Raw genomic sequence first — 25,896 nt, 5'->3', positions numbered from 1 at the left:
ATGGAATCCAAACTGGTACTTTATGACAATTACAGAAAAAATAACGGCAGCTTCACCTACTACCTGGAGGCGCGGGAAACCTTCAACAGCTTTGCCTTCGGCAGTCTCTGCGAAAGCATCCGCCATCTGGCACAAACATCGCCGGGCAACAGGGAAGTCCTGCTCCAGGTGCACCATGTTTACACAGACATTTTGAAATATTTCATCGCCCACGGCAGCGCGGAAAGCCTTTCCCAGGTGGCCGGGCTCCCCTCCCGGCCGGCAGACTTTCTGGATGATCTGGACAAGGCGGTCATTCAGTATCTGCAAACCTGCGGCAGCGAAGAAACATGGTAAAGGAGAAAAACATGGAAATAACCTATGATTGGCGGAAACAGCACAGGCCGAGAGGATGGAGGAGAAACCCATGACCTGGGCCCTGGCCTTCCTCCTCATCAACCTTACTTCCTTTTCCCTCTACGGCCTGGACAAATGGAAAGCCGTCCATGGCTGCTGGCGCATCTCCGAAAGGACCCTCCTCCTTGCCGCCCTGGCCGGAGGCTTCGCCGGCGCCCTTGCCGGCATGTACTTCTTCCACCATAAGACAAGGCATAAGAAATTCGTATACGGCGTGCCGCTGATAGGCCTTCTGGAACTGGCGGCAGCCATGCTGCTGGTTTTATAGACAAGCCCCTTTGGGGCTTGAGGGTTCAGGCGCCTTTCGGCGCGGTCGGGACCGGGACCTGGGCGGTGCTTTCCAGTATTCCCGAAGGTTGACACGCCTTATGGACAAGCCCCTATGGGGCTTGAGGGTTCAGGCGCCTCTTGGCGCCCGGGTTCTATCGTTCGTGTGCTGCGCACCGAACGATGGGTTCAGCCCACAGAGCGGGCTGGTTCAGAGGGGAGTTTGATATGCCGCTGCGGCGGCAGGAAAACCATACAACCGCCCTGACGGGCGAGGAAATGCAATCCCCCCTTTGGTGGCTGGCGCCACCACCTTCCCCCCACTTTGTGGTGGGACTATGGGTGCTTAGCCATGGAGCCATGTCTCTGCAGGAAAGCATAGAAACCTATTCTGCCCCCTGAACAGGGGTGGCAAGGGAACACGATTCGTAAGGAAGCGAAGTGACCTGAGAATCGTGTGACACGCTTTCCCGTGGAGAAGTCCGGCGAAGCCGGAAAGGGGGAGGCGAGCGCAGCGAGCCAATCAGCAGAATGGTTATTTTGTTATATGACACTGAAAGTAAATCCCGTAACGTTCTTGCGTCCCCTTTAGGGGAAGAGGGCCACGAAGTGGCGAAGGGATGTACGAGGGTAAGAATGATTATGATACTCGATGTGGACGTGACCGCCGAAAGGCGGCATTATAATACTCATCGCCCCCTAAAGGGGAAACGACTCACTACATTTTGCGCGTCGCTAGCGCTCCTTCAAAATGTGTTCGCTGTGCACCGAAGGGCGATACCACAACCCTCGGCCCTCAGGCCGGTCAAACTTAAGAACCCTCTTCCACAACCCTATGCACCCGGGCCGCAAAGCGGCCCTTATTTCCTACTTTTTCTACATTTCTCTTACCGAATTATGCTATAATATATTTAAAAGGATAAAAATCAGGAGTAGGCCGTTCTGCTCATTATTTTTCTAAAAGTTTCTGTGAAGTGAATTGATTTACAGAAACTTTTATTTTCCCGAAGGAAAGAAAAGAGGAGAATGATTTCCCCGCCCATGGAGAGGCAGGCGGCGCCAAACTGGAGAAAAGGAGGAAAACATGGCGGATATAGAGAAGTTTCGCGGGGCACTGCATGGAAGTGCCTGCGGGGATGCCCTGGGCTATCCCCTGCAGAATTTCTCTGTGGGGCGCATACAGCGCAGATTCGGCCCCTTCGGTCTCCGCACCCTGGTGCGGGATGCCAGAAATGGCAGGAAGGCGCCGATTTCAGACAACACACAGATGATACTGGCTACCATAGATGGGATTCTATGGGCTGATGCCAAGAAATTAGACCTGGTGGACGGCATTTACCGCGGATACATGCGCTGGTACTACAGCCAGACCGGGGAAGAACCCCGCCGGGGGCAGAGGACCTGGATGAGGCGGCAGCCCCATGAACGGGAATTCTGCCTTGTTAGAGAAAAATTCATGCATGCCCGCCGGAATCCGGAGGAAGGCCTTTTAGGTGCCTTTTCCAAAGATGTGAAAGGCTCCACGAAAGTCAAAGTCAACGACTGCAGAGGGAGCGCCGCCCTGGCAAGGGCCATTCCCATCGGACTTATTTTTGCAGGAGACAGCAAAGCTGCTTTTGATGAAGGCGTCAAAGCGGCAGCCCTCTCCCACTCCGACCCCGTAGGCTACTACGCCGCCGGCGGTCTGGCAGCCATGATTTCCTGTCTGGCCTATGGCCTTACCCTGCCCAAAGCACTGGAACGGGCAGAAACTCTTTTGGGCAAAGTCCACAAGACAGACCCCATCCTCTCCCTTTTGGGAGCGGCCGAGGAACAGGCAAACAATCACCCTGCCGGTAAAACCGGCACCTGGGACCACATCGACAGCATTGCCTCCCTGGGGAGCGGCGAAAACGCCGAAGAAGCCCTGGCCATTGCCGTCTACTGTACCCTGGCCATCGACGAACCGCTGGATGCTCTCATTATCTCGGCCAACCACTCCGGCAAGAGCAACACCACCGCCGCCATCACCGGCGCCCTGGAAGGCGTCCGCTTCGGAAGAAACTTCATCCCCTCCTACTGGTCCGACATTCTGGAATGCAGCGAACCTCTGGCCTTCATGGCAGACAAGCTGTACTATGTGTATGAGAAATATCATCCTATGAAATAAAGAAAAGCCCTGGAAAATCCGGGGCTTTTTTGCTGATTTGGTAAATTGTGTGGGGAAAAACGAGACTGCTGGCCGCTGACTGCTGACTGCTTACCGCATGGGCCTTCCTGTGGGCAGGTCATCCTGAACGCAGTGAAGAATTTCACCACATGAAGCAATGAGGATACAAGGTGTTAAACACCAGGAGGAAGGCGGCCGCAGCCAAGCCGTACCCTTTTGTGCCTGGAAGGCGCATACCCCGGTGATACTTCGGTATTCTTTATCAGACTATGTCATCAGAGAGGCGAAAAGGCCTGGCGAAGGCCTTTCCAATCCCTGCGGTGCACAATCCATGGAAGCGGGGGAAGAAAGGAACGGAGCCTTCATGAATTTCACCTCTCTGGCGCGCCGAAAACTCCATAAAAACTCCTGAGGATGACCTGCTAGACATTCTGGTGGCAATAAGGCCATACCTGCTTTTCCTTGACGACACAGACATTCCGCTCCGGCGGCTGCCCCTGGCCGATTCATCGAAACAGAAGGCCTGAGCCCTACCGCGCATCAGCATGGGACGAATCGGGAGTTTTTTGCGTGGGAAAGGGCTGTGAAAAATGGTCATCATTTCTTAACAGCTCTTTTTTTCATGTATTGAAAAAAGACAGCACGAAAAAACGGACATAGGTGGTCCGTGTAGAAAAGCAGTCGTCATGAATCGATGAAGACGCTCTGCCTGCCGTCGGAATTTGTGAAATCGGTGTGACCCGTTTCTCTTTAAGCGGTGGTGTTCCTAATGTATGGTCAAGGTCATCTGCCGGTATAACGAAATAAGAATCCCTGTTTTTCCCTTTCTACTTATTCATATGGTATGAGCAGGACAAAATGGAAACCACTTTGCAAAATCGTTATGAATGGTTGGCAGCATGATATTTTATATAAAAAAGCCCTTCCTTTGCAGAAAGGGCTTTTTGTTAGAAAGAACAGCTATAAAAAATGGATTCTCCAAGGTTGATCCGTTCTTTGATGAAGTAGAGGGCTTCTCTCATGTTTTCCTTATCTACAGCGTGGAGCTCTCCATTTTCAAAGGATTGAATCAAAGCCTCTATATCCTTCTGCTGTATGCGTACATATTCACCTTCCTGGAGAAAGGCGTGTCCGTTTCGATTAGCATAGAGATTGTCCATATAGTTATTTAATTCATCTTCGTTGCACCAGAGACAAACATCTTCTGCATTTGTGTCCGTTTTCAACTTGGTGTCATTGATAATGTCTTCTTGCGGAATTTTTACTGCAAATTGATCCAGCATGGCATTTTCTCCTTTTCAAGATGTGAACGTTTGTGCTAATATTATTATAGCATATTTTATCAAAGAAAGCAGGGATTTTTTATTGTGTAAGTAAGAAAAGGAACGATGGAAATGGCTATCAAAAGGTGGGAACCGGACAACTTTCATTTGGAAACTTCTACGGTATGGAGATTTCCGGAGCACGGAGATTGGGCAACTCATGATTCCTCATACCGCGGCAATTGGTCGCCATATGTGCCCCGTAATTTACTTTTACGGTACAGCGGGGAAGGAGATATAGTTCTTGACCAGTTTTGTGGTGGAGGAACAACAATGGTAGAATGCAGGCTGCTGAATCGGATTGGGGTAGGTTCGGATGTCAATGTAAAGGCATTGCAGTTGACCGCTAAAAAATGCAATTTTGATAGGCCGGGATGCGGGAAGGTTTATTTACACGAATCAGATGCACGTAATCTTGCCTATATTCCTAATGAGAAAATAGATTTCATCTGCACTCATCCGCCTTATGCCGATATTATTAAATACAGTAAAGGCATACCGGCAGATATATCACTTTTGAGTGTGCGACCTTTTTTAAAGGAAATGGAAAAGGTTGCTCATGAATGTTACAGGGTGTTAAAAAGAGGAAAATTCTGTGCGATTTTGATGGGAGATTTAAGACAACATGGATGTGTTATACCTCTGGGGTTCAAGGTTATGTCTGTGTTTGAAAAATGTGGTTTTACTCTTAAGGAATTGATTATTAAAGAGCAGTACAACTGCCGTCATACAGCAGAATGGGTTGAACGGAGCAAAAAGTTTAATTTCTTGCTTTTGGCGCATGAGCATTTAATGGTATTCAGAAAATAAATATAGAAAATAATGATATACAACATCACGAATTTAGCCCCCATAATTTGAGAAATTTTAGCCTTTTAAATTAAAAAATTATATTTACGAATTCAGGAAAACAAGAAGTATCAAATACATTGTAAATGCATCATAAGTGCATGTAAATGCATTAGACTAACGATTATATATTAGGCATTGAAGTGATATGCTCAAATATGTTAAAATAACAAGATCAATTAATATTTTAGGGAGGCACTTCAAAATGGCTAAAAATAAACTTGTAGCTCCTGTTTTGAAATGGGTGGGAGGGAAGAGACAGTTACTGGATACTCTGAAACCACTTTTTCCCAAAGGTTATAAATCATATTGTGAACCATTTATTGGTGGCGGGGCAGTACTTTTTTCTATACAACCTAAGAATGCCTATGTCAATGATATTAACGCTGAATTAATTAATGTATATAATGTCATTCAAAATGATGTGGATGAGCTCATTGAGTTACTAAAGCTAATGAAAAATGATTCAAAGTTTTTTTATGAGATAAGAGATTGGGACAGAGATAGAGAAAAATACCAAAGTCTTTCAGAAGTACAAAAAGCAGCTAGAATTATATATTTAAACAAAACATGTTATAATGGGCTGTATAGAGTGAATAATGCTGGTGAATTCAATTCGCCTTTTGGGAGTTATAAAAATCCTAACATTGTAAACGAACCGGTACTCCGGGCTGTTAGCAATTATTTTAATAAGGCTAATATCCATTTTACTACTGGCGATTATTCTTTGGTATTAAAAAATATAACAAAAGGAACGTTTGTATATCTGGACCCGCCATACGATCCAATATCTACGTCTTCGAATTTTACGGGGTACAGCAGAGGAGGCTTTGGAAGGGAAGAACAAATACGATTAAAGGCTTTTTGTGATAAGTTGGATTCGCGGGGAATTAAATTTATGTTGTCAAATTCCGCAACTGAATTTATTCTTGATCAATATCAGAACTACAAGATTACTCGTGTGCAAGCCAAAAGGTCTATTAATTCAGTTGGTAGCAAGCGCGGAAATGTTGACGAAGTTGTGGTGACTAACTATGAGCGGTAAAGAAAATACTAAAAATGACTTGGCCTGGGAGAAACTGTTCGATAGATATAATATATTAGAACAGATTGAGAGCAAGGGGAAATTTGTCATCTCGGCTAATCAAATCAAAGAAGAGAGAGAGCCTAGATTAATGACGAAATTTGATCATCACATCAACTTACCTAAAATATTTTTAAAAAATAAATTAGCAATTTTGCCAATTACTCGTGGCGATTATGCTATCGGACACTTTGATGTTTATCATCAGTTTGAAGATGAGAAAATGGATATAACAAGGGTACAACTCCCAGACTATGTACAAAGCTTAAATGTTGATAATATTACTAGTGAAGCGATGGCACTCAATGCAGCTGTTGCTTCCGGTATTATTGCTGAATTTTTAGAAGAAGAACAAAGTAAGCTTGTGTCGACTGTTTCAGGGCGTATGAGTTCTGGCTCATTCTCTTTTCATGTTAATCATGTTTATAAGGCAGAACCGAATTACTGCCTTCAAGTTAATAGGTCTCAAATTGAAATTGACGCAGCATATGAAGGAATTAATTTTTTGTCTCTGTTTGAGGCAAAAAGAGATCTTGCAGATGATTTTTTAATCAGACAGTTGTATTATCCATTTAGACTCTGGAAAGAAAAAGTTAGCAAAGAAGTCAAGACAGTTTTTTTAGTGTATTCAAATGGTATTTATCGCATTATGGAATATGCATTTGGAGATATAGACAATTATAACTCCTTGCATTTGGTGAAACAACAGAGGTATTCAATTGAGGATACAACTATTACCATGATGGATATTCAATCTGTTTTAAAAAGTGCGGATCCAGTACCAGAACCTGATAATATTCCATTTCCGCAAGCGGATAGCTTCGAAAGAGTCATAAATTTATGTGAACTTATCAAATCAAGCAACGAGGAACTTACTAAAAATAAAGTTACCGCGAATTACGCATTTAACGAACGGCAATCCGATTATTATACTAATGCAGCACGATATCTAGGGTTAATTGAAAAAACATATAATGAGAATCGCGAACCTGTATATACCCTGACTTCCAAAGGGATGTCAATTTTGACTTCCAATTTTAAACGGAGACAACTTGAATTTTGTAAGTGTATATTGCAGCATCCCGTTTTTGCAAATGCATTAACTAGATATTTAAAAACTGGTATTATGTTGACAAAATCGGATGTTGTTCAGTTAATGCAGGAAGCCAAGATTAAGGGAATTGATGAAGAAACAATGCGACGTCGGTCACAGTCTGTACTTGGGTGGATTAGCTGGATTGTTGCTCTTAATAATGAGACTTAAGCATTAATGTATTGAAAAAGATAAATGAGTTTTGACACGCAAAGAATATTGAAAGGCTTAATGTCTGAAGAAAGCTTGTATACATGAAACGAATTACGGCTCTGCTTTATCATGATTTCACCGCTCTGGATGCACTGGGGCCGCTGGAGGTGCTGGGGAGGCTTCCCGGCTATGAAATCCGGTATGCTTCTCTTTCCGGCGGCCCGGTGTCCAATGAGAAGGGGCTGTTGGTGATGACGGAGGCGCTGTCTTCTCCGGGCCCCGGTGATATCCTTCTCATTCCCGGCGGTATGGGAAGCCGGCAGCTGGTGCTGCGGGATGATTTCCTTGCCGCTCTTCGTAAGGCGGCTCTGGCATCGACGGTGGTGATGACGGTGTGCACCGGTTCTGCCCTGGCGGCGGCAGCAGGGCTTTTGGACGGGCTTCATGCCACAGGAAATAAGAGGGCCTTTGACTGGACCATGTCCATGGGAAAAAAGGTGCTCTGGCAGCGGGATGCCCGCTGGACAAGGGACGGGAAGTTCTACACTGCTGCCGGCGTGTCTGCCGGAATAGATATGGCCCTGGGATTTGTGGCGGATCATTTTGGCCGGGAAAGGGCCTTATCCATGGCAGAGAGCATGGAGTATGGCTGGAATGAAAGGCCCGAGGATGGCTGGTGCTTCAAGAGACAGGGGAAATAGGTCATTGTTTCAGAATAGGATAGACAGGTCCTTCAACATTATGATAAAATTAAAACATAGCGCATAACCGTATAGCTTATGCGCAGCCTATAATGACAGGTGCCGGTAGCGGGCTATCCCCCCGCGACGAGGGGCCTGGTGCGTATGAATTCCATGCCATATGCACATCCTTTCTGTGACGCTGCAAAGCCGCCAATCCTTGGCGGCTTTGCGGCTTTCGGTGATGATTACAGGGTCAAATGAATCAGGAAGGGCTGCCAGGCGGTTTCCTCTCACATATTTTTAGTAAAAAGCCTTCCTCAAAACAGGGGAAAGGCTTTTTCTGCTCCTTGTGGGTGGACGGCGTTGCGGCGTTTGATTGTCTCGCTGCGAGAGAGGGACGGGATTTTCCACAGAGGAAGAAGGGCATCTGCAGGCGGCAGAAGGGGGCTGGCGCTGTCTGACGGTCTGCCATCTGCCGGCTGACGTTTCGTGGCCTGGGCGATGGAAGTTTCCTGTATGCCGTGAGGAAGTCCTTCATGGGGGCCATGGGCATCAGACACCTATTTCTCTATCGGCAGCCTGCGTTCATGCATGCGATTCTTATTTGCATATATGACAGTACGGATTTCATAGGAAATTGAATTGTGGTATACTTTAAATTAAAGGATAAACAGATTTTTATCTCGAATCATTGAGTAGGAACAGAGGGATTGCCATGAACAATGATTTAACCAGACAATTTTTGGATGCCTGTCATGAGGCTCGCAGAATCTGTGAGATTCTGCCGAATCTGCCGGAACGGTTAAAGCCCCGGCACATCCGCATTATCCGGTGTATTCATATTATTTATGAGGAAAAGGGAATCGTCCGGGTCAGTGATGTGGCATCTGCCATGAACGGTACCATGCCCTCCATTACGAAGCTGGTGAATGAGCTCTGCGACATGGGAGTGGTAAAGAAGAGGCAGAGCCGGAATGACAGAAGGGTATATATCTTGAAACTGACGGATTTGGGAAATCACTATTATGATGTCTATGTGAATCATTTCCAGGGCTGGCTCTGTGAGCAGATGGAAGACATACCGGAGGAGCATGTAAAGAACATGGTAGACACCATTCACCAGGTCAAGGAAATCCTCCTGAAAGCCCGGGCTAATCATAGTTCGTTTGAATCATAAAAAAAACGCGGCGCAGGCCGTGTTTTTTTATGGAATATAAAAACTGCTTCCCCTTTATTTGGAATCAGTGTATACTAAGAGATGTCGTTAGTTATCTAAAGTAAATAGGCACAAAAGGATGTCCTGGGCGGTGCTTTCCCGTATTCCCGAAGGTTGACACGCCCTTACGGGCGTGAGGGTTGATGGCGCCGCCGGGCCTTTGGCCCTGGGCGCCAAGGGTTCTGCCTGTGATCGGCTTCGCCTTACAGGCGGGTTGAGGGCTCTCGCCCTCGGGAGTTATATAGTATCGCTGCGCTGGCGAGGTACGGCGCCTCCGGCGCCATTTTTTATACCGCCTTTGGCGGCGAAAACCATACAACCGCCCTGCGGGCATCGGAAATGCATTCCCCCTTTGGTGGCTGGCGCCTTATGGACAAGCCCTGCGGGCTTGAGGGTTGACGGCCCGCTGGGCCGAAGGTTCTTAAGGGGCTTAAGTTTGACGCGCCTCTGGCGCGAGGGTTGTTGTAGGGCGCCTATGAATTGATAGAAGGCGCCAGTTTGTATAAAACCATACAACCGCCCTGGCGGGCGAGGAAGTGCATTCCCCCTTTGGTGGCTGGCGCCACCACCTTTCCCCTGTTCAGGGGGCACTATAAAGCTCCGTTATGCTGTGAGCTGCTTATGAAAGGGCTGCTTTTCAGAGCTTTATTCTGCCCCCGCTTGCGGGGGAAGTCCGGCGCAGCCGGATAGGGGGTGTATCTGCCGAAGGCAGATAATTCAGCAGAATGCTTATCATGCCATATGATACAGCAAGGTTATCCCGTAACGCTGACTTCATACTCATCGCCCGAGAGGGCGATACCACAACCCTCGGCCCGAAGGGCCGTCAAACTTAAGAACCCTCCGGCCCTCAGGCCGGTCCATCTTAAGAACCCTTTTCCACAACCCGCCGCCGACAGGCGGCCACAACCTTCGGGGCGCAGCCCCGTCAACCCTCACACCGCAGGTGTGTCCCAAAACTCTATTTGAAAGGAAGCAGTACTATGCAGTTTGAACGCCGCCTGGACAGGAAGCTTGTTTTTTCCATCATTGCCGCAGGCATTCTTTCTTTTACCGGCGTGGTCATTGAAACGGCCATGAATGTTACATTTCCTTCTCTCATGAAGGAGTTTTCCGTTTCCACGGCTCTGGTGCAGTGGATTACCACCGGCTATCTCCTGGTGCTGGCGGTGGTGATTCCGCTGTCGGGATACTTGAAGGAGCGGTTTTTGATGAAGAGGCTTTTTCTCACGGCCTCGGGCCTTTTCATTCTGGGTACTCTTCTGGGGGCCTGGTCGCCGGATTTCCTGCTGCTCCTTCTGGGACGGATTCTTCAGGGGGCAGGCACAGGCATTGCGCTGCCGCTCATGTTTAATATCATTATGGACCAGGCGCCTCTTAACCGGCTGGGGTTCATGGTGGGGGCAGGCATGCTGGTCTGCGCTCTGGCGCCGGCGGTGGGGCCTTCCATCGGCGGATACATTGTGAGTCTTTTTGGCTGGCGCATGATTTTCTGGGCCGTGCTTCCGCTGCTTCTTATTTCCTTTGTGCTGGGCGGCCTGTCGGTGCGGCAGTCTTCCGATCTTCGCTCTTCTTCCTTTGATGCCATGGGCCTTCTGTACCTGGCCATTTCCTTCACCTGTCTTCTTCTGGGCTGCACGGAGCTGGGCCATGGGAGCATCACTTTCACGGCGGCTCTCCTTTTCGCTGGCTTTTTACTGGCCCTTTTCTTTTTCCGGAATCGGGAGAGAAATTTGATGGACCAGGGGAAACGGCCGCTTCTGAATATCCGGGCTTTGAAAAACAGGCCTTTCGTGCTGGGAGCACTGGGGCTGTCGCTGCTCCAATTCCTGTGTCTGGCTCTGGGATTTTTGCTCCCCTGCTTTTCCCAGATTGTGACCGGGGAAAATGCCTTCGCCGCCGGCTGCATCCTTCTGCCCGGCTGTTTGCTGGGCGCCCTTTTTGCTCCCCTGTCGGGCCGGATTTATGACCGTTTCGGTGCCAGGCGGCCGGTGCTTCTGGGAAGCGCGCTCCTCATTCTATCCATGGTTTTGTTCAACGCCGCCCTGCCCTTTGCGTCCACCGGGATTCTGACGGTTTGTTACCTTTTTTTCGCTGCCGGCCAGGGGATGTCGGTAGGAAATATTCTGACCTACAGCCTTTCGGTGCTGGACAGGTCCATGAAGCCTGACGGCAACGCCATCTGCAACACGGCCCAGCAGCTTTCCGGTGCCGTGGGCACTGCCGTGGCTGCGGCCATTGTGTCTGCCGCCCAGACAGAGGGGGCCGGGGATTTCGCCCGGGCCACCGCCTCGGGTACCGCTGAAGCGTTACTGGTACTCCTTTTCCTTTCTCTCCTGCAGTTCCTTGCCCTGTTCCTTTCTTTCCGGAAAGAGGGGAGACTCTGAGTGCGGTGAGGGCTTTCTGTATGGAAGAAGGGCGTCTTTTCCTTTTCAAGAACCTGTTGTATAATAAAAAGGTATGTATATTTTATGCCGGCGAAGGGGCCGGCACTCTTTCTGCCAGAAAATGGGGCAGGGAGTTTTTTTATGGATCATCCATTTTTCCGGCAGGACGGGGTGTTCTCTGGAATTTATGGAAATGGGAGGAAAGAAGAATGGAAGAGAGAGACAGCTTTAAGTCCCGGCTGGGATTCATCCTGGTCAGTGCAGGCTGCGCCATCGGCATCGGGAATGTGTGGAAATTCCCCTATATTACCGGGGAATACGGCGGCGCCGTGTTTGTCCTGTTTTACCTGGCATTTCTGCTTTTACTGGGCATACCGGTGGTAACCATGGAGCTGGCCGTAGGCCGGGCCAGTCACAAGAGTGCCCTGCGGGGGTTTCAGGCCCTGGAGCCGAAGGGCAGCTGGTGGCATATCCATGGCTGGGTGTGCCTTCTGGGGAGCTTTATCCTCATGGTGTACTACACCACCATTTCCGGGTGGATGGTAGATTATTTTGTCCGTTTTCTGGACGGCTCCTTTCACGGCCTTTCGCCGCAGGAGGTGGCGAAAGCCTTTGACAGCATGGTGGCGGATCCTGTGGAAATGATGATTTTCATGGGCATCAATGTGCTGGTGGGATTTCTGGTGTGCGCCGGCGGCGTGGCCAAAAGTCTGGAAAAGGTGACGAAATGTATGATGCTGGGCCTTCTGGGGCTCATTGTGATTCTGGCGGTGAACAGCATCCTTCTGCCGGGCGCCGGAAAGGGGCTGGAGTTCTATCTTCTGCCTGACTGGAACCGGGCTGTGGAAGCGGGCATCGGCAATGTGGCGGCAGCAGCCATGAACCAGGCTTTCTTTACCCTGTCCGTGGGCCAGGGGTCTATGGAAATCTTTGCCAGCTACATGAGCCGTGACCATGCGCTCACCGGAGAAGCGGTGCGCATTACGGCGCTGGATACCTTCGTGGCTCTTCTGGCAGGGATGATCATATTTCCGGCCTGCTTCGCCTTCGGCGTGGAGCCGTCGGAGGGACCTTCCCTGATTTTCGTGACCCTGCCCAATATTTTCATCCATATGCCCATGGGTCAGCTCTGGGGCTCCCTTTTCTTCGTGTTCATGACCTTCGCCAGCTTCTCTACGGTAACGGCGGTGTTTGAAGCCCTCATCGGAAACTGCATGGACAATTTCGGCTGGAGCCGCAAAAAGGCGGTGCTGGTGCTGCTGCCCCTGGTTTTTTTCGGCAGCATTCCCTGCGTGCTGGGCTTCAATCTGTGGTCTGACGTGCATATCCTGGGCAGTCGGGGTATCCTGGATACGGAGGACTTCATCGTCAGCAGCCTGATCCTTCCTCTGGGCTCCATCATTTTCGCCCTCTTCTGCGTCACAAAATACGGCTGGGGCTTTGAAAACTATCTGAAGGAAGTGAACACCGGCGAAGGCCTGAAAATGCCCCGCTGGATTCGTCCCTATTTCAAGTATGTGCTGCCTCTCCTCATCTTCATCATTCTGGTGAGAGGACTTATGTAAGGCAGGAAGGAAATGGTACTTTCAGGAATACATATAGAAATGAAAAAAGCGGCGCCTTCCGGGCTGCCGCTTTTATGATGGAAAAGACTTTCAGAAAAATCTGTTTTGTGGTACTATATTGAAGGAAATCGAATTAACAGAATGATTCACAAAGAGTTCATTCTTTTAAAGGAGGACTATATGGCACTTGAAATTGGAAAACCGGCACCGGACTTTACCCTTCCTTCCGACGAAGGGAAAGAGGTATCTCTTCATGACTTCAAAGGACAGAAGGTGATTCTCTATTTCTATCCCAAGGACAACACCTCGGGCTGCACCCTGGAGGCCAAGGCCTTCCGGGACCATCTGGCAGACTTCAAAGCCCTGGGATATGCAGTCGTCGGCGTGAGCCGGGACTCTGTCAGAAAGCACTGCAATTTCCGGGATAAAAATGAATTGAACTTCCCCCTCCTTTCAGACGGAGAAGAGAAAGTGGTGAACCTCTACGGCGTGCTCAAGGAAAAGAGCATGTACGGCAGAAAGTATATGGGCATCGAAAGATCCACCTTCATCATCGACGAAGAGGGGAATCTGGTGAAGGAATACAGAAAGGTCAAGGCCGCTTCCCATGTGGATGACCTGCTGAAAGACCTGGGCTGATGGAGAAAGGGGGCTGTGAGGAAATGACACAGATGCTACCCTGCCCCACCGTCATTTCGACGAAAGCGTTGCGTAGTGGAGAAATCTCACTTCCTAATGGTACCGGGAGCACGGTGGCAGGAGATCTCTCGACTCAGAGTCTCTATAGTGCCTGGAACCCTTTGCCCTGCTAACGACATGGGGCTCCGCTCGAGATGACAATGAGGACAAGCCCCTTACTGTCATTGACACAAAAAAAGACACCCAAAAGGGGCTGTGAAGAAATGATTTACATTTTTTCACAGACCCCTTTTTGATTTCGGCCATAGGATGGCAGGCTGCCTGTTACTATGGCAGAGAATCGTTCCGCCGGTTTCCTTTGGCGACCGTTGCCGCTATCTGAACCCGGTACGGTTTGCGTCCCTTTAGATTTCCTCCAGCGCTTCCATACCCAGCAGGAGGGCGGCGTTCCGGCTTTCTTTTCCCCAGCGGCGCTGGTCGTGGGTGAGAGAGGAGAGGGTGTCGGCGGTGAACATGATTTCCGCAAATTCCTTTCTCCTGTATCTGGCGCAGGCGGCCAGGGCGCTGGCTTCCATGTCCACCAGGCTGCAGCCTTCCTGACGGCGGCGCCGGATTTTTTCTTCCGTTTCCCGGAAGAAGCCGTCGCTGGTCCAGGTGATAGCAGGGGAGAAGGGAAGATTTTTCTTTCGGAAATAGTCCTTCAGGTGAAGGAGGGGCTCTTTGTCCAGCTCAATGAAGCGGGATGGCGGCAGGTAGTGGTAGGAGGTGCCTTCGTCCCGGAGGGCCTTTTCGATGGGGAAGAAGCAGTTTTCCGGAATGTCGGCAAGGGAGCCGCAGCAGCCGATGGCCAGTACTTTTTCTGCGCCGTAGGCAAAGAGGCGGTCTTCGATGAGCACTGCCGCCGGGGCGCCGGCAGGCGCCTGTACCAGAAGGAGAGGCTCCTTTTCTCCGGGGATTTCATAGAGGGGAAAGGGCTTGGTGAGGGAGAGGAAGGTGCCCAGCACCTTTCCGCCTCTCTTTTCTGCAAAGGCGGCAATCCGTTTTTCTCCCAGAAAGGCCATGAGGCAGCGGCGGGGCAGCGTAAGGGGAAGGTGCTCAAAATCAGGTGAAATGAGCCCTTCTTCTTTGGAAAATTCTGCAAGCGGTATGGTGGATGTATTCATAGGAACTCCTTTCCGGCGGCGGGCCATGACAACTCTGATTATTTATAGTTTATCATTTTTTTCGTTCTCATACATAATCGGAGATACCACTTGACAGATTTCAGTGACAGGTGTACACTTAGCCACAGATGAAGGAACCGTAAGGCTTTCTTCTTCAAAGTGAATATGACTGGCAAAGGCGTCTGATATGCTTTTTATCAGACGCCTTTTTACGTGGCGGGGAGGCCTTCCGGGGGGACAGGCTTCCCCGCCGCTTTTGGTCATAGGCATGATTTTAAGTAATAGATTTGAGTATTCCGATTGCATTGAACTTATTTTTCAAAATTTTGTATTATTGCAGAATCTGCATGGAAAGGAATTTAAAAATGCGCAAGGAACATGATTTTCTGGGAGAAAAATTAGTACCTGATGAAGTTTACTATGGGGTTCAGACCATGAGGGCTAAGGAAAATTTCCAGATTACCGGAGCTCATCTGGATCCGGATTTCATCAAATCCATGGCTTCCGTGAAAAAGGCGTCCTGCCTCACCAACCTGAAGACCGGCCGCATGGACAAGACCATTGGAGAAGCCATTATCCAGGCTGCTGATGAAATCATGGACGGCAAAATGCTGGACCAGTTTCCTCTGGACCCCATCCAGGGCGGCGCAGGTACTTCCATCAACATGAATATGAATGAGGTTCTGTGCAACCGTGCTCTTGAAATTCTTGGCTATGAAAAGGGCCGCTATGATATCATTTCGCCTAATAACCATGCCAATATGGCCCAGTCTACCAACGACGTATTCCCCACTTCCATCAAGGTATGCCTCTGTCACAAGGCGGTGGCTCTCACGGATGCGCTGGAACGGCTGGCAGAGGGCTTTGAGGCGAAGGGAAAGGAATTCCAGGATGTGCTGAAAATGGGCCGCACCCATCTCCAGGACGCTGTGCCCATTACTCTGGGCGAGGAAATGAATGCCTACGCTTCCATGGTACGCCGGGGCATGGCAAGGATCACCCGCTCCCTGGAGGCCCTGAAGGATCTGAATATGGGCGGTACCGCCGTAGGCACCGGCCTCAATGCAGAACCGGAATACATCAAGCTTTTCCCCTATACCCTGTCGGAAATTACGGGATTCCGGTTTGAAACGGCGCCGAACCTGATCGATGCCACCAACAACACCGACTGCTATGCCGAGGTATCCAGCGCCCTCAAGGTGACAGCCCTGTCCCTCATCAAAATGGCCAATGATATCCGCCTCATGGCCTCCGGCCCCCGCTGCGGCCTCAATGAAATCAAGCTGGAAGCCCGTCAGCCCGGCTCCTCCATCATGCCGGGCAAGGTAAACCCGGTGATTGCAGAGGTGCTTGACCAGACCTGCTACCAGGTCATCGGCAACGATCTGGCCATCAGCATGGCTGTAGAAAACGGCCAGCTGGAACTGAACGTCATGGAACCGGTGATTGCCTACAATATTTTTAACTCCTTCCGCTTCCTCACCAATGCGGTGAACACCTTCAATGAAAAGCTGCTGAAAACCATGAAAGCCAATAGAGAACAGTGCCAGTACTGGGTGGACCACAGCGTCGGCGTCATCACAGCCCTGCTGCCCCATATCGGCTACGAAAAATGCGCTGCCACTGCCAGAGAAGCCTACACCACCGGCGAACCGGTGCGTGAAATCATTCTGAAGAAGCAGCTGGTCACCAAAGAAGCCATGACCCGCATCCTCTCGCCCTATGAAATGACCCATCCCGGTATTGCCGGCGGGAAAGACGCCCTGGCCAAATAGGGACATCCGATTCATTGTCATTATTATCATCCATTGTCTGCCATGGGGACCCCTTCGGAGGTCCCTTTTTCCATGCCTCTGTTCCACCTGCCTGCGGAGGCACTATGGCGGAGCGTCATGACGGCGCCTGTCATTCCGGCGGCGCCCCTTTGGCAGCTGGCGCTGCCACCTTGCCCGGTGGGAAGCGTGTCACTTGATTCTCAGTTGCCTACGGCTCCTTGCGAATCAAGTTCCCTTGCCACCCGGTGGGAAGCGTGTCGCTTGATTCTCAGTCGCCTATGGCTCCTTGCGAATCAAGTTCCCTTGCCACCCGGTGGGAAGCATGTCACTGGATTCGCGGACCCTGGGGCTCCCTATGAATCCAGTTCCTTTGCCACCCCCGCAGATCGGTGGGGCGGCAAAAGGAAAGCGCCTCTGAATTTCTCGTTTCCCCTTGAGGGGAAATGCCACGTAGTGGCAAAAGGGTGTACGAGGGTAAACATACTAATGAAACTCACCATCGTTCTCCTCGGCCTTACTTCGCCCCTGTGGAGGTCCTATGCAGGACCTCCACAGGGGACTATAAAGCTCCGTTATGCTGTGAGCTGCTTATGAAAGGACTGCTTTTCAGAGCTTTATTCTGCCCCCTGAACAGGGGGAAGTCCGGCGCAGCCGGATAGGGGGTGTATCTGCCGAAGGCAGATAATTCAGCAGAATGGTTATTTTGCCATATGATGCAGACAGGTTAATCTGTAACGCTGACTTTATACTCATCGCCCGAAGGGCGATCCACCACCCTCTGAACCTTTCCCTGCACAACCTTTCTACACAACCCGCCGCCGACAGGCGGCCACAACCCTCGGGGCGCAGCCCTGTCAACCCTCACACCAAAGGTGTGTCCAAGGGTAAGAAGCAAAAATGACACAGGCCGCCGATTGGCGGTCAGGATAGCGATGAGGGGTCAAATCGGCGCTCTGCCTTGTACACCCTTTGCCTCTTCGAGGCGTTCACCCACAGGGAAGCGTGTCACTGGATTCGCGGGTCGCTTCTCTCCCCTATGAATCCAGTTCCCTTGCCACCTCAAGGGGAAACGAGAAGTATGGAGAGGAAAAACAAAGAGTCATATATTTCATGTACCATTCCGCAGTTTCCCCCTTTGGTGGTGAACGCAGCGAGCCAATCCGCAGAATGCTTATTACGCCATATGACACTGAAAGTAAATCCCGTAACGCTGACTTTATAAGCATCGCCGCAGAGCGGCAATCCACAACCCTCGGCCCGAAGGGCCGTCAAACTTAAGAACCCTCCGGCCCTCAGGCCGGTCAATCCTAAGAACCTTCACGCCCGAAGGGCAATCCGCCACCCTCTGAACCTTTTGAACCTTTTGAACCTTTTGAACCTTTTGAACCCTTTGAACCCTTTGAACCCTCACACCGAAGGTGCGCTTATGATTCCGGCGGCTCCTTTTGACTAATCCTTCCTAAACAGATAGAATATAGTATATTTATAAAATTTACGGAGCAAGGAGCGTTTCTGCGCTATGAAACTGAAAAATTTTGATCATATTGTTCTCACCACCGGCCACCTGGAGGAGTGCCTTCATTTTTATCGGGATTTCCTGGACATGACCGTGGTTTTTGACAAGGGACGATATGCCCTTCTGTTTGGAAACTGCAAAATCAATATCCACCAGCGGCCCGGGGAGTTCCAGCCGGCGGCGGCTTATCCCGTGTCCGGCAGCATTGATCTCTGCATCATAACGGAGACGCCTATGGAGAAGGTGCGGTCCGAGCTTCTGGCGAAGGGGGCGCCGGTGATTACGGATGTGGTGGACCGTCATGGCGCCAGAGGGCCCATGAAGAGCATTTATCTTCGGGATCCCGACGGCAATCTCATCGAAATCGCCCGGTATATCCGGCAGGAGGGGAAAGCCGTGCTTCCTCCGGACAATGATGAAGCCATGGCGGATGAATGAATTTCTTGAAAGGATAAACCATTGACACCTTACGATTCCAATCTGTTCTTTACGGCGGAGTATGTGCTGTCCGCCCTGATTATCGCTTTTCTGACCTATAAGAAGACGGCCCTTGATGTGCGGCGTCCCATTTCCCGGAAGGCCTTCCTGAAGCGGCTGCCTCTGGCGGCGGGAGCGGTGGTGCTTTCCATCCTCCTCATGACAGGGGTCTATCTCCTGCGGCTGGATTTTGCCAAAAATCTCATCCTCATCGGGGCCATCCAGCTTTGCATGACCCTTGCGGCCAATGTGATTCTGGGAGCTTCCTGGATACAGCGGTACCGGGTCTATCCCCGGGGCCGGGAGCTTTCGGCGGTGGTGATTCTCATGTACATCATTGCGGACCTTTTCATGCCCTCGGGCATCAAGTACGCCATCCTGGTCATGGGAACGGTGCTGGCCCTGATTTTCCCGAATCACTGGGATGAATGGAAGTAGGAGAACGAAGGAAGAGAGGGGCTCTTCCTTCGCTTTTTTCTTTGCCTGTAACACAGGGTTTCATCCCTGCTTTATTTTCTTTTCTCCCTCTTTTTTATATGTTAAAATATAAAGAACCCCTAAGAGTTTTAGGGGTCAAAGAAGTGTAAGCCGCAAAGGCGCGAAATGACGGGACTTTCTCATTTCGCCGGAGGTTTCCTCCATGGGTTGATACGAAAGATTTTTCGTACAGAATTTTAAGAAGGCAGTCCTTTTCGGGAAATCAAACTTTATGGTGTCATAAAGAACCATGTCTGGGAAAGGGGCTGCCCGGGAAAGAAGGAAATTGAATATGGGGAGTTATAACTCAAATTATGGAAATGGCGATAGTTCTTTTTTTGCTCTTCGGCAGGCTGACGGCAAGGTGCTGGGACGGGTGCGCCCCGGCGTGAAGCTGTCCACACCCCAGCCGGGGATGAAGGATTATCGTTTTTTTGTGGATCCTCTCTCTCCGCTGCCCCGGGGATTTGAGGATTCGGAAAAGCACGGGTTTACCGGTTTCATGAGCCGCATCGGCTGCGGATACAATGCCTTTGACAATGAGGCCGATGCCCTGCATTATCTGAAGACCGTTTTTGGCGATGCCTTCGTCACCTTTACGCCGGCCATCAGGAATAATAAATTCTTTGTGCTCGATGATATGCAGCTGGAAGGCACCACGTCCTTCATGGATGTGGACAGCCATTTTTACCCTATCCCTGCCTTCGGCACCGTGGACCAGCCGCCATTTTCCGGAGATATCAACAAGTTCTGCAGCCACATTCTCACCGGAAAGCCGCTGCCGGGACTGTCCAAGAAATACTGGAACAATGATGTGCAGCCCCGGGTCATCGTGGCGGCTACGAAGAATTTTGAGGGGAAACTGGGGCCCTGGGTGGTGTTTGCACCGCTTTATGATGATGCCTTTGACTCCACCGTCATCGGCGAAGGGGGCGCTTATTTCCATGTGAAGAATAACGGTCCCCTGGGCTACGGCGTGGTGGATTTCAAAAATTCGGAGCTTTTCTCCCATATCCTCCGCTGCACCCATTCGCCCCTCTGGTATGTACCGGAGGAATTCATTCCGGATCTCCGGCTGAAGCTGAAGCCCGTGCCTTCTGACGGCGACCTTCTGGCAGACAGCGGCGTGCTGGTGAACCCTTTTGCTGACGGCGAACCCATCACCCTTGGCAGTGAAGAGAATGGAGAAAAAAGGTTCAGCCCGGAAGATGTAGATAAGATCATTCAGAGCTTCATATCCCGGGAAGACAGGGAGCCTGTAAGCAGCGGGGAAGAGGAAATCACCTCGGAGGAGCAGGATACCCTGAGCGAAGCGGGATTCCTGGAAAGGCTGTCTGAAACGGCCGACCGGTCAGGCTTTCTCTATGATAAGGATGACCTCATCAATTTCCATATTTCCCTGAAATCCTCCCGCCTCACCATTCTGGCAGGCATGAGCGGCACTGGGAAATCGGGACTGGTGCGCCTCTATGGCCGGGCCCTGGGACTGCCGGAAAGCCGGGTCCGCTTCCTGGCCGTACGCCCTTCCTGGATGGATGATGGCGATATTCTGGGCTATGTGGACATGAAGAACATGGTGTACCGCAGTGCCGATACGGGACTGGCGGAGCTCCTCATCGATGCTGCCGCCCATCCCGATGAAATGTTCCTCATCTGCTTTGATGAAATGAACCTGGCCCGGGCAGAGCACTACTTTGCCCAGTTCATTTCAGTGCTGGAAAAGGAAGAAAATCCGGTAATCCGCCTCTACAATCCCAGCCTTCGGGCGAAACTCTACAACGGCGACGCCTACCCGGCGGAAATCCCCATCGGCAGGAATGTCCTCTTCACCGGCACGGTGAACGTGGACGAATCCACCTACCACTTTTCTGATAAAATCCTGGACCGGGCCAATGTGATTACCCTCCATCAGGGACGGTTCCATGACCTTTTGTCGCTGGGAAAGAAAGAAAAAACAGAGTGGCCCGAAATGCCGGCCTCCCTGTTTGAGAGCTTCTGCGTCCATGAGGGCCTGGGCCTTAAGGAAGAAGAGCTGGATCTTCTGGACGCCCTGAACGATGCCTTCCACAAGAGCGGCATCCAGTGCGGCATCGGTTTCCGCATTGCCTGCCAGATGGGACGATATCTGGAAAATATTCCCCAGGGTCTTTCCTTCACCAGGGAAGAAGGACTGGATGCCCAGGTGGTGCAGCGCATCCTCACCAAACTCCGGGGCTCCGCCCAGCAGCTGGCGGCCCTGGTATCCACCAGCGACAAAGGGGAACTGACGGGCTCCCTCCCGGAGGTGCTGGAACGGTTCAGCCGCCTGTCCTCCTTCACTGGTGCCCGGAAGGTACTGGAGGAAAAAGCCAGGGAGCTGAAACTCTATGATTACACCATCTAAACTTCCCTTCACCCTCACTTTTTCCGGCGGCTGGGACAAGGGAGTGCGCTATTTCAACCGCTTCACGGACCATCCGGAAGAGCTGGCCGAAGACCGGGCGCCGGGCCTGACCTTCACGGAGAACCAGGACATTTACATCCGCTTCGACGCGCCCCGGGGCTTCCGTTTCACTATGGACGGCCTGGACGTGGTCACCATTCCCGGCGAGGAAAGAGAAAACGGCCAGACCTACATTGCCCCTTTCCGGCGGCAGGACCAGCCCATCCTTCTCTTCGAGGGACAGGACTTTCCCCTGGTGCCGGGGTACTATGTGCTTACGGTAGAAGGCGGTGGCAAAAGCTGGTACGGCCTCATGGAAATCACGCCCAAGTACATGGGCAAGCAGAGCTGGCAGGATATGCGGGACGAACTGACCGATGAAATCAGGACGCTGTCCTTCGATTTCATGAAAAAGAATATCCATATTTCCAAAGCCCTGGAAGGAGCCCTGGGATTAAATGCCTCTATGCTTCTCCGTTTCTATACCATCAGCAGTGAATCGTCGGTGGTGCTGAGCGTGCTGGATGAATTGTCCCATACCGCTAATGCCCGTATGGTGCTCCGGCTCAAGCAGATACGGCAGGAAGAAGGACGGCGTCCGGACCCCCACATCCGGCCGCAGCATGTGAAAGAGCGGCCCGGGGCAGAGCGCATGCCGGCCCTTCGCACGGAAATCACCAGGGACGTGGAAGAAAATCGCTTTGCCAAGTCCATCCTTCTGGCCCTGGACCATATTCTGCAGCAGTTTCTGGAAGAAATCGACGGTCCCATCCGCCGACTGCAGGAAAAACAGGCGGAGCTTCGGAAATACACCTGGGGCCTGGAATACAAAACGGGAGAAAAAGCCCTTTCCCGGCTGTCCCTCTACCGCCGGCGGGCCCGCCGCATCAAAGACAGCATAAGCCGCGTATCCAGAGCGCCCTGGTTTGAAGAAGCAGGAACGGCGGTGGAAGGCGAAGTGCCTATGACCGTCTTCATGGACCCCAGGTACAGCGTGCTGTACCGCCTGTATAAGAACCTGTCCGACCCGGCCCAGAGCCTGGATGTATCCAGCTTCTACCAGTTCCAGTGGAAACGGACGGACAAACTCTATGAAATGTGGAGCTTTCTCCAGTTCATCAAAGCCCTCACCGCCAAGGGCTGGGAACTGGAAGAAGGGATCTCCGTAATCCGGGAAGAAGGACGCTACCGCCTTTCCTCCCTGGAATCGGGCACGGAAATCAAGCTCCGGCGGGAAGGGGAAGAAGTACACCTGACCTACGACGGCATCCTTCCCGCCTCCTCGGCGGACACAGACAGGGAAAACCATCCCCTGTACACCAATAACTCCCACCGCCAGCCGGACCTGCGCCTGGATTACTACAAAGGCGGCCTTTACTACGGCTCCCTGGTGGCCGATTTCAAGTACCGGGACCTTCTCTTCCTCTGGCAGGACGAAACGAGAAGCGCCAGCCTGCGCCGCCAGTTCAACGCCTACCGCGACATGAACACCCGCTTCTATCGGGATCTGGACGAAACCGCCTCCCTTCGGGACAGCCGTCCGGTGAAAGAAGTGTGGGCCGTATTCCCCAGAGAAATCCCGGGGAAAAGCGACGAAGACTACAGCCTCCGCTTTATCCCCCTGGCGCCGGGCCTCACCGGCAACCACCGGCTGGCGGAAGAACTGGAAAATTACCTCACCTCCCTTAGCGAATAAAAAAAGACTGTGAAGAAAGGGTAATCCTTTCTTCACAGTCTTTTTTTCGTGGGGAAAAGAGGGGGCGCGGCTGGCGCCGCGGGTTGTGTAGAAGGGTTGTGGAAAAGGGTTGTGGAAAAGGGTTCTTAAGATGGACCGGCCTGACGGCCGGAGGGTTCTTAAGTTTGACGGCCCTTCGGGCCGAGGGTTGTGGTATCGCCCTATGGGGCGATGAGCATAAAGTCAGCGTTACGGGATTAACTTTCTGTGTCATATGGCATGATACGCATTCTGGTGATTGGCTCACTGCGTTCACCACCAAAGGGGGAAACTGCGGAATGGTACATGAAATATATGACTCTCTGTTTTTTCTTTCCATACTTCTCGTTTCCCCTTGAGGGGAAGTCCCGCGAAGCGGGAAAGGGTGTACAAGGCAGAGCACCGATTTGACACCCCATCGCTATCCTGACCGCCAATCGGCGGCCTGTGCCATTTTTGCTTCTTACCCTTGGACACGCTTTCGATGTGCGGGTTGACGGGGCTGCACCCCGAGGGTTGTGGCCGCCTGCCGGCGGCGGGTTGTGCATCGCTTTCGCTCAGGGGACGAAAGCCATTCCCGGGCCGAACCCGGGCCGCCCGGGGCGGAGCCCGATGGCGGCCTGAACCCTTTGAACCCGGGCCACAGAGTGCCCCATAACGAAGCCGCCCCCTTCCGTCTCGCTGCGCTCGCCACCCACCCCCTGAATGGGGGTGGGCAAGTAACAGGGAGGAGAGAAACGCATTCTTTAAAATCTGCGGCGAAGCCGCCACCACCCCCCTCGCGCCGAAGGCGCGTCAAACTTAAGAACCTAAGAACCCTTTCCCCCTTTGGTACTGCGTACCACCCTCACACCAGAGGCGTGTCCAAAAGACCACAGTTCAATTATGGCCTCCCTTCCCCTCTTCCTTCTCCTATACGGAGCACCGGCCCCTGGCAGGCCTTTCCCAGACGATGGGAAATGGAGAGTACCGTGCGGTGGCTGGAGGCCCGGGACAGGGCGCGGAACACTTTCTGCTCTGTCAGCGAATCCAGATGGGCATTCATTTCATCCAGAAGGAGGAGGGGCGGCTGGAATACCAGGGCCCGGGCAATGGAAAGGAGCTGCTTTTCTCCTTCAGAAAAAAGGCTGTCCTGGAAAGGGGTGTCCAGTTTTTGGGGAAGGGCCATCACTGTTTCGTACAGCCCGGAAATCCTGAGGGCTGATGCGGTCATGGTGTCAGTGATGCGCATATCGCCCAGGGTGATCTGGTCTCTCACGGTGCCATCAATCATGGGGAAGGACTGGCTCACGATGCCGAAGATTTTTCTTCGTTCTTTGGGAGGAATGGCAGCGGGATTCATGCCGAAGAGGGCAATGGTGCCACTGTCAGGCAGGCAGAGGCCGGTAATGAGTTTGAAGAGGGTGCTTTTCCCGCTGCCTGTGCGGCCGGTGAGAGTCAGATGGCAGCCGGCTTCCAGGGTGAGGCTGAAATCTTTGAAAAGGGGATGGCCTTTTTCATAGGAAAAGGAAAGATGGCTGATACGGAGGGGCAGGTCATTCTTCTTTCCCTTCTCTTTCGGCAGGGCCATTTCCTTTTCTTCCATAAATTCCCGGATCCGGTGGACGCCGGCCATGGCGGACTGGATATTTTCTATTTCCATGCCCAGGCTTTCCAGGGGGGAGAAGATTTTTCCCACATAGGCGATGAGGGCAGCGGCGGTGCCGGCGGTCATGCCGAAAAGGCTGGCTCCCTCCGGGCTTACGGAGAGAATGGCCATGAGGGATATGAGAAGGGCGCTGGTGGTAAGGATGATGGGAGAGTAAATGGAATCGTAGAAGTTTGTTTTTTCCATGGACTGAAAACTTTTCTTGATGGCGGCGGCGTATCTTTTCTTCATGAAATTTTCACAGGAAAGAAGGCGGATGGTGCGGATATTGCGACAGGTTTCAGGAATGAGCTCATTGGTGGAGGCAATGGCTTTCCTGTTTTCTATCTGGGCAGCCAGCATGTGATGCTGGAAGGTCCGGGTGAGAAGGAAGAGAAAGGGAAGGGCTGCCAGGAGCAGCAGGAAAAGACCGAAGCTCAGCCAGTATACGGCAGCCAGTATGGAAAAGAGGCGGCAGCTGTCTACGGCCATGCTGATAATGCCGGAGTCGAAGAGGTCTTCCAGGGTGTCCACATCATTGACGAAAAGGGAGGCGGTGCTGCCTTCACCGCGGCCGGTAAAGAAGGCGGCAGGAAGGCGGCTCAGCTTGGCTGCCATGGCCTGCCGGATCCTTTTGGTGACAGCCTGGCCGAACATGGTAATCAGCGTTTCCCTTATTCCCTCTGACAGGCCGCTAAGGGCGGTGAGAAGAAAGTACAGCAGGCCCCAGAAGAGAAGGAGGGAGCTCTCCGCTTTTCCAGCGGCCAGGGCATCAATGGCTCTCTGCAGTACCAGCGGCGGAAGGATGCTGAGAAAGAGGGAGAGGACAATGGTCCCCACCAGGGCTGCGGTCAGCGCCGGGCGGGCGGTCAGAGAAGAAGCGATGATTTCTTTCAGGCCGGAAGTGGAATGGTCCATGGGG

20 protein-coding genes are annotated in these 25,896 nt (G+C 51.7%); 16 read left to right on the top strand and 4 right to left on the bottom strand.

What is annotated here, in order from left to right; genetic code table 11:
- The 3 genes from NW747_RS02650 to NW747_RS02640 all read left to right on the top strand — a co-directional run bounded on the left by NW747_RS02650 (position 1) and on the right by NW747_RS02640 (position 2,812).
- Positions 1–336, top strand: a complete 336-nt coding sequence (locus tag NW747_RS02650; RefSeq protein ID WP_273187900.1) for a hypothetical protein — start codon at positions 1–3, stop codon at positions 334–336.
- A gap of 70 nt (positions 337–406) precedes the next feature.
- On the top strand, positions 407–664 hold the full coding sequence (locus NW747_RS02645) for a DUF1294 domain-containing protein (protein ID WP_273187899.1): 258 nt from the start codon (positions 407–409) through the stop codon (positions 662–664).
- A 1,083-nt stretch (positions 665–1,747) separates the two neighbouring features.
- Complete coding sequence (locus NW747_RS02640) at positions 1,748–2,812, top strand: ADP-ribosylglycohydrolase family protein (RefSeq protein WP_273187898.1); 1,065 nt, start codon at positions 1,748–1,750, stop codon at positions 2,810–2,812.
- A gap of 947 nt (positions 2,813–3,759) precedes the next feature.
- Here the strand turns inward: NW747_RS02640 and NW747_RS02635 are convergent.
- Positions 3,760–4,095, bottom strand: a complete 336-nt coding sequence (locus tag NW747_RS02635) for a hypothetical protein (RefSeq protein ID WP_273187897.1) — start codon at positions 4,093–4,095, stop codon at positions 3,760–3,762.
- 111 nt (positions 4,096–4,206) lie between these two features.
- On the opposite strand from NW747_RS02635, the gene NW747_RS02630 reads away from it, so the two are divergent.
- The 4 genes from NW747_RS02630 (at position 4,207) to NW747_RS02615 (ending at position 8,014) form a co-directional block, all read left to right on the top strand.
- A complete protein-coding gene (locus NW747_RS02630) occupies positions 4,207–4,944 on the top strand; it encodes a TRM11 family SAM-dependent methyltransferase (RefSeq protein ID WP_273187896.1) in 738 nt (245 codons plus the stop codon).
- A 244-nt stretch (positions 4,945–5,188) separates the two neighbouring features.
- Positions 5,189–6,028, top strand: coding sequence for a DNA adenine methylase (locus tag NW747_RS02625; RefSeq protein ID WP_273187895.1), 840 nt, complete (start codon positions 5,189–5,191; stop codon positions 6,026–6,028).
- Complete coding sequence (locus tag NW747_RS02620) at positions 6,018–7,331, top strand: type II restriction enzyme (protein WP_273187894.1); 1,314 nt, start codon at positions 6,018–6,020, stop codon at positions 7,329–7,331. Before NW747_RS02625 ends, NW747_RS02620 begins: the two co-directional genes overlap by 11 nt.
- 83 nt (positions 7,332–7,414) lie before the next feature.
- On the top strand, positions 7,415–8,014 hold the full coding sequence (locus NW747_RS02615; RefSeq protein ID WP_273187893.1) for a DJ-1/PfpI family protein: 600 nt from the start codon (positions 7,415–7,417) through the stop codon (positions 8,012–8,014).
- 299 nt (positions 8,015–8,313) lie between these two features.
- On the opposite strand, the gene NW747_RS02610 is transcribed toward NW747_RS02615, so the two are convergent.
- Positions 8,314–8,556 (bottom strand): hypothetical protein, encoded by a 243-nt coding sequence (locus NW747_RS02610; RefSeq protein ID WP_273187892.1) that lies wholly within the window; start codon positions 8,554–8,556, stop codon positions 8,314–8,316.
- 155 nt (positions 8,557–8,711) lie between these two features.
- On the opposite strand from NW747_RS02610, the gene NW747_RS02605 reads away from it, so the two are divergent.
- The 4 genes from NW747_RS02605 (at position 8,712) to bcp (ending at position 13,803) form a co-directional block, all read left to right on the top strand.
- A complete protein-coding gene (locus NW747_RS02605) occupies positions 8,712–9,173 on the top strand; it encodes a MarR family winged helix-turn-helix transcriptional regulator (RefSeq protein WP_273187891.1) in 462 nt (153 codons plus the stop codon).
- Positions 9,174–10,195: 1,022 nt separating this feature from the next.
- Complete coding sequence (locus NW747_RS02600) at positions 10,196–11,599, top strand: MFS transporter (RefSeq protein ID WP_273187890.1); 1,404 nt, start codon at positions 10,196–10,198, stop codon at positions 11,597–11,599.
- A 20-nt stretch (positions 11,600–11,619) separates the two neighbouring features.
- A complete protein-coding gene (locus NW747_RS02595; protein ID WP_273187889.1) occupies positions 11,620–13,164 on the top strand; it encodes a sodium-dependent transporter in 1,545 nt (514 codons plus the stop codon).
- 180 nt (positions 13,165–13,344) lie between these two features.
- Positions 13,345–13,803: a thioredoxin-dependent thiol peroxidase gene (gene bcp / locus NW747_RS02590; protein WP_273096244.1), complete on the top strand. Its 459-nt coding sequence runs from the start codon at positions 13,345–13,347 to the stop codon at positions 13,801–13,803.
- Between the two features lie 404 nt (positions 13,804–14,207).
- Here the strand turns inward: bcp and NW747_RS02585 are convergent, their stop codons facing one another.
- Complete coding sequence (locus tag NW747_RS02585; RefSeq protein ID WP_273096241.1) at positions 14,208–14,966, bottom strand: nucleoside phosphorylase; 759 nt, start codon at positions 14,964–14,966, stop codon at positions 14,208–14,210.
- A 365-nt stretch (positions 14,967–15,331) separates the two neighbouring features.
- Between NW747_RS02585 and NW747_RS02580 the strand changes: the two genes are divergently transcribed.
- From NW747_RS02580 to NW747_RS02560, 5 genes are all read left to right on the top strand, one after another.
- A complete protein-coding gene (locus NW747_RS02580) occupies positions 15,332–16,741 on the top strand; it encodes an aspartate ammonia-lyase (protein ID WP_273187888.1) in 1,410 nt (469 codons plus the stop codon).
- A 1,519-nt stretch (positions 16,742–18,260) separates the two neighbouring features.
- On the top strand, positions 18,261–18,695 hold the full coding sequence (locus NW747_RS02575; RefSeq protein ID WP_273187887.1) for a VOC family protein: 435 nt from the start codon (positions 18,261–18,263) through the stop codon (positions 18,693–18,695).
- 21 nt (positions 18,696–18,716) lie between these two features.
- Positions 18,717–19,172 (top strand): hypothetical protein, encoded by a 456-nt coding sequence (locus NW747_RS02570; RefSeq protein WP_273187886.1) that lies wholly within the window; start codon positions 18,717–18,719, stop codon positions 19,170–19,172.
- Positions 19,173–19,503: 331 nt separating this feature from the next.
- Positions 19,504–21,594, top strand: coding sequence for an McrB family protein (locus tag NW747_RS02565; RefSeq protein ID WP_273187885.1), 2,091 nt, complete (start codon positions 19,504–19,506; stop codon positions 21,592–21,594).
- A complete protein-coding gene (locus NW747_RS02560; protein ID WP_273187884.1) occupies positions 21,578–23,329 on the top strand; it encodes a DUF2357 domain-containing protein in 1,752 nt (583 codons plus the stop codon). Before NW747_RS02565 ends, NW747_RS02560 begins: the two co-directional genes overlap by 17 nt.
- A gap of 901 nt (positions 23,330–24,230) precedes the next feature.
- Here the strand turns inward: NW747_RS02560 and NW747_RS02555 are convergent.
- The gene (locus tag NW747_RS02555; protein WP_273187883.1) at positions 24,231–25,892 is read right to left on the bottom strand and encodes an ABC transporter ATP-binding protein; all 1,662 of its coding nucleotides are present in this window, start codon (positions 25,890–25,892) and stop codon (positions 24,231–24,233) included.
- Positions 25,893–25,896 lie beyond the last annotated feature (4 nt).

The organism is Dialister succinatiphilus (genome assembly GCF_928721695.1).
Classification (GTDB): domain Bacteria; phylum Bacillota; class Negativicutes; order Veillonellales; family Dialisteraceae; genus Dialister; species Dialister succinatiphilus.
Note: the sequence above shows the minus strand (reverse complement) of the source record. Positions and strands in the feature narration are given on the sequence as shown.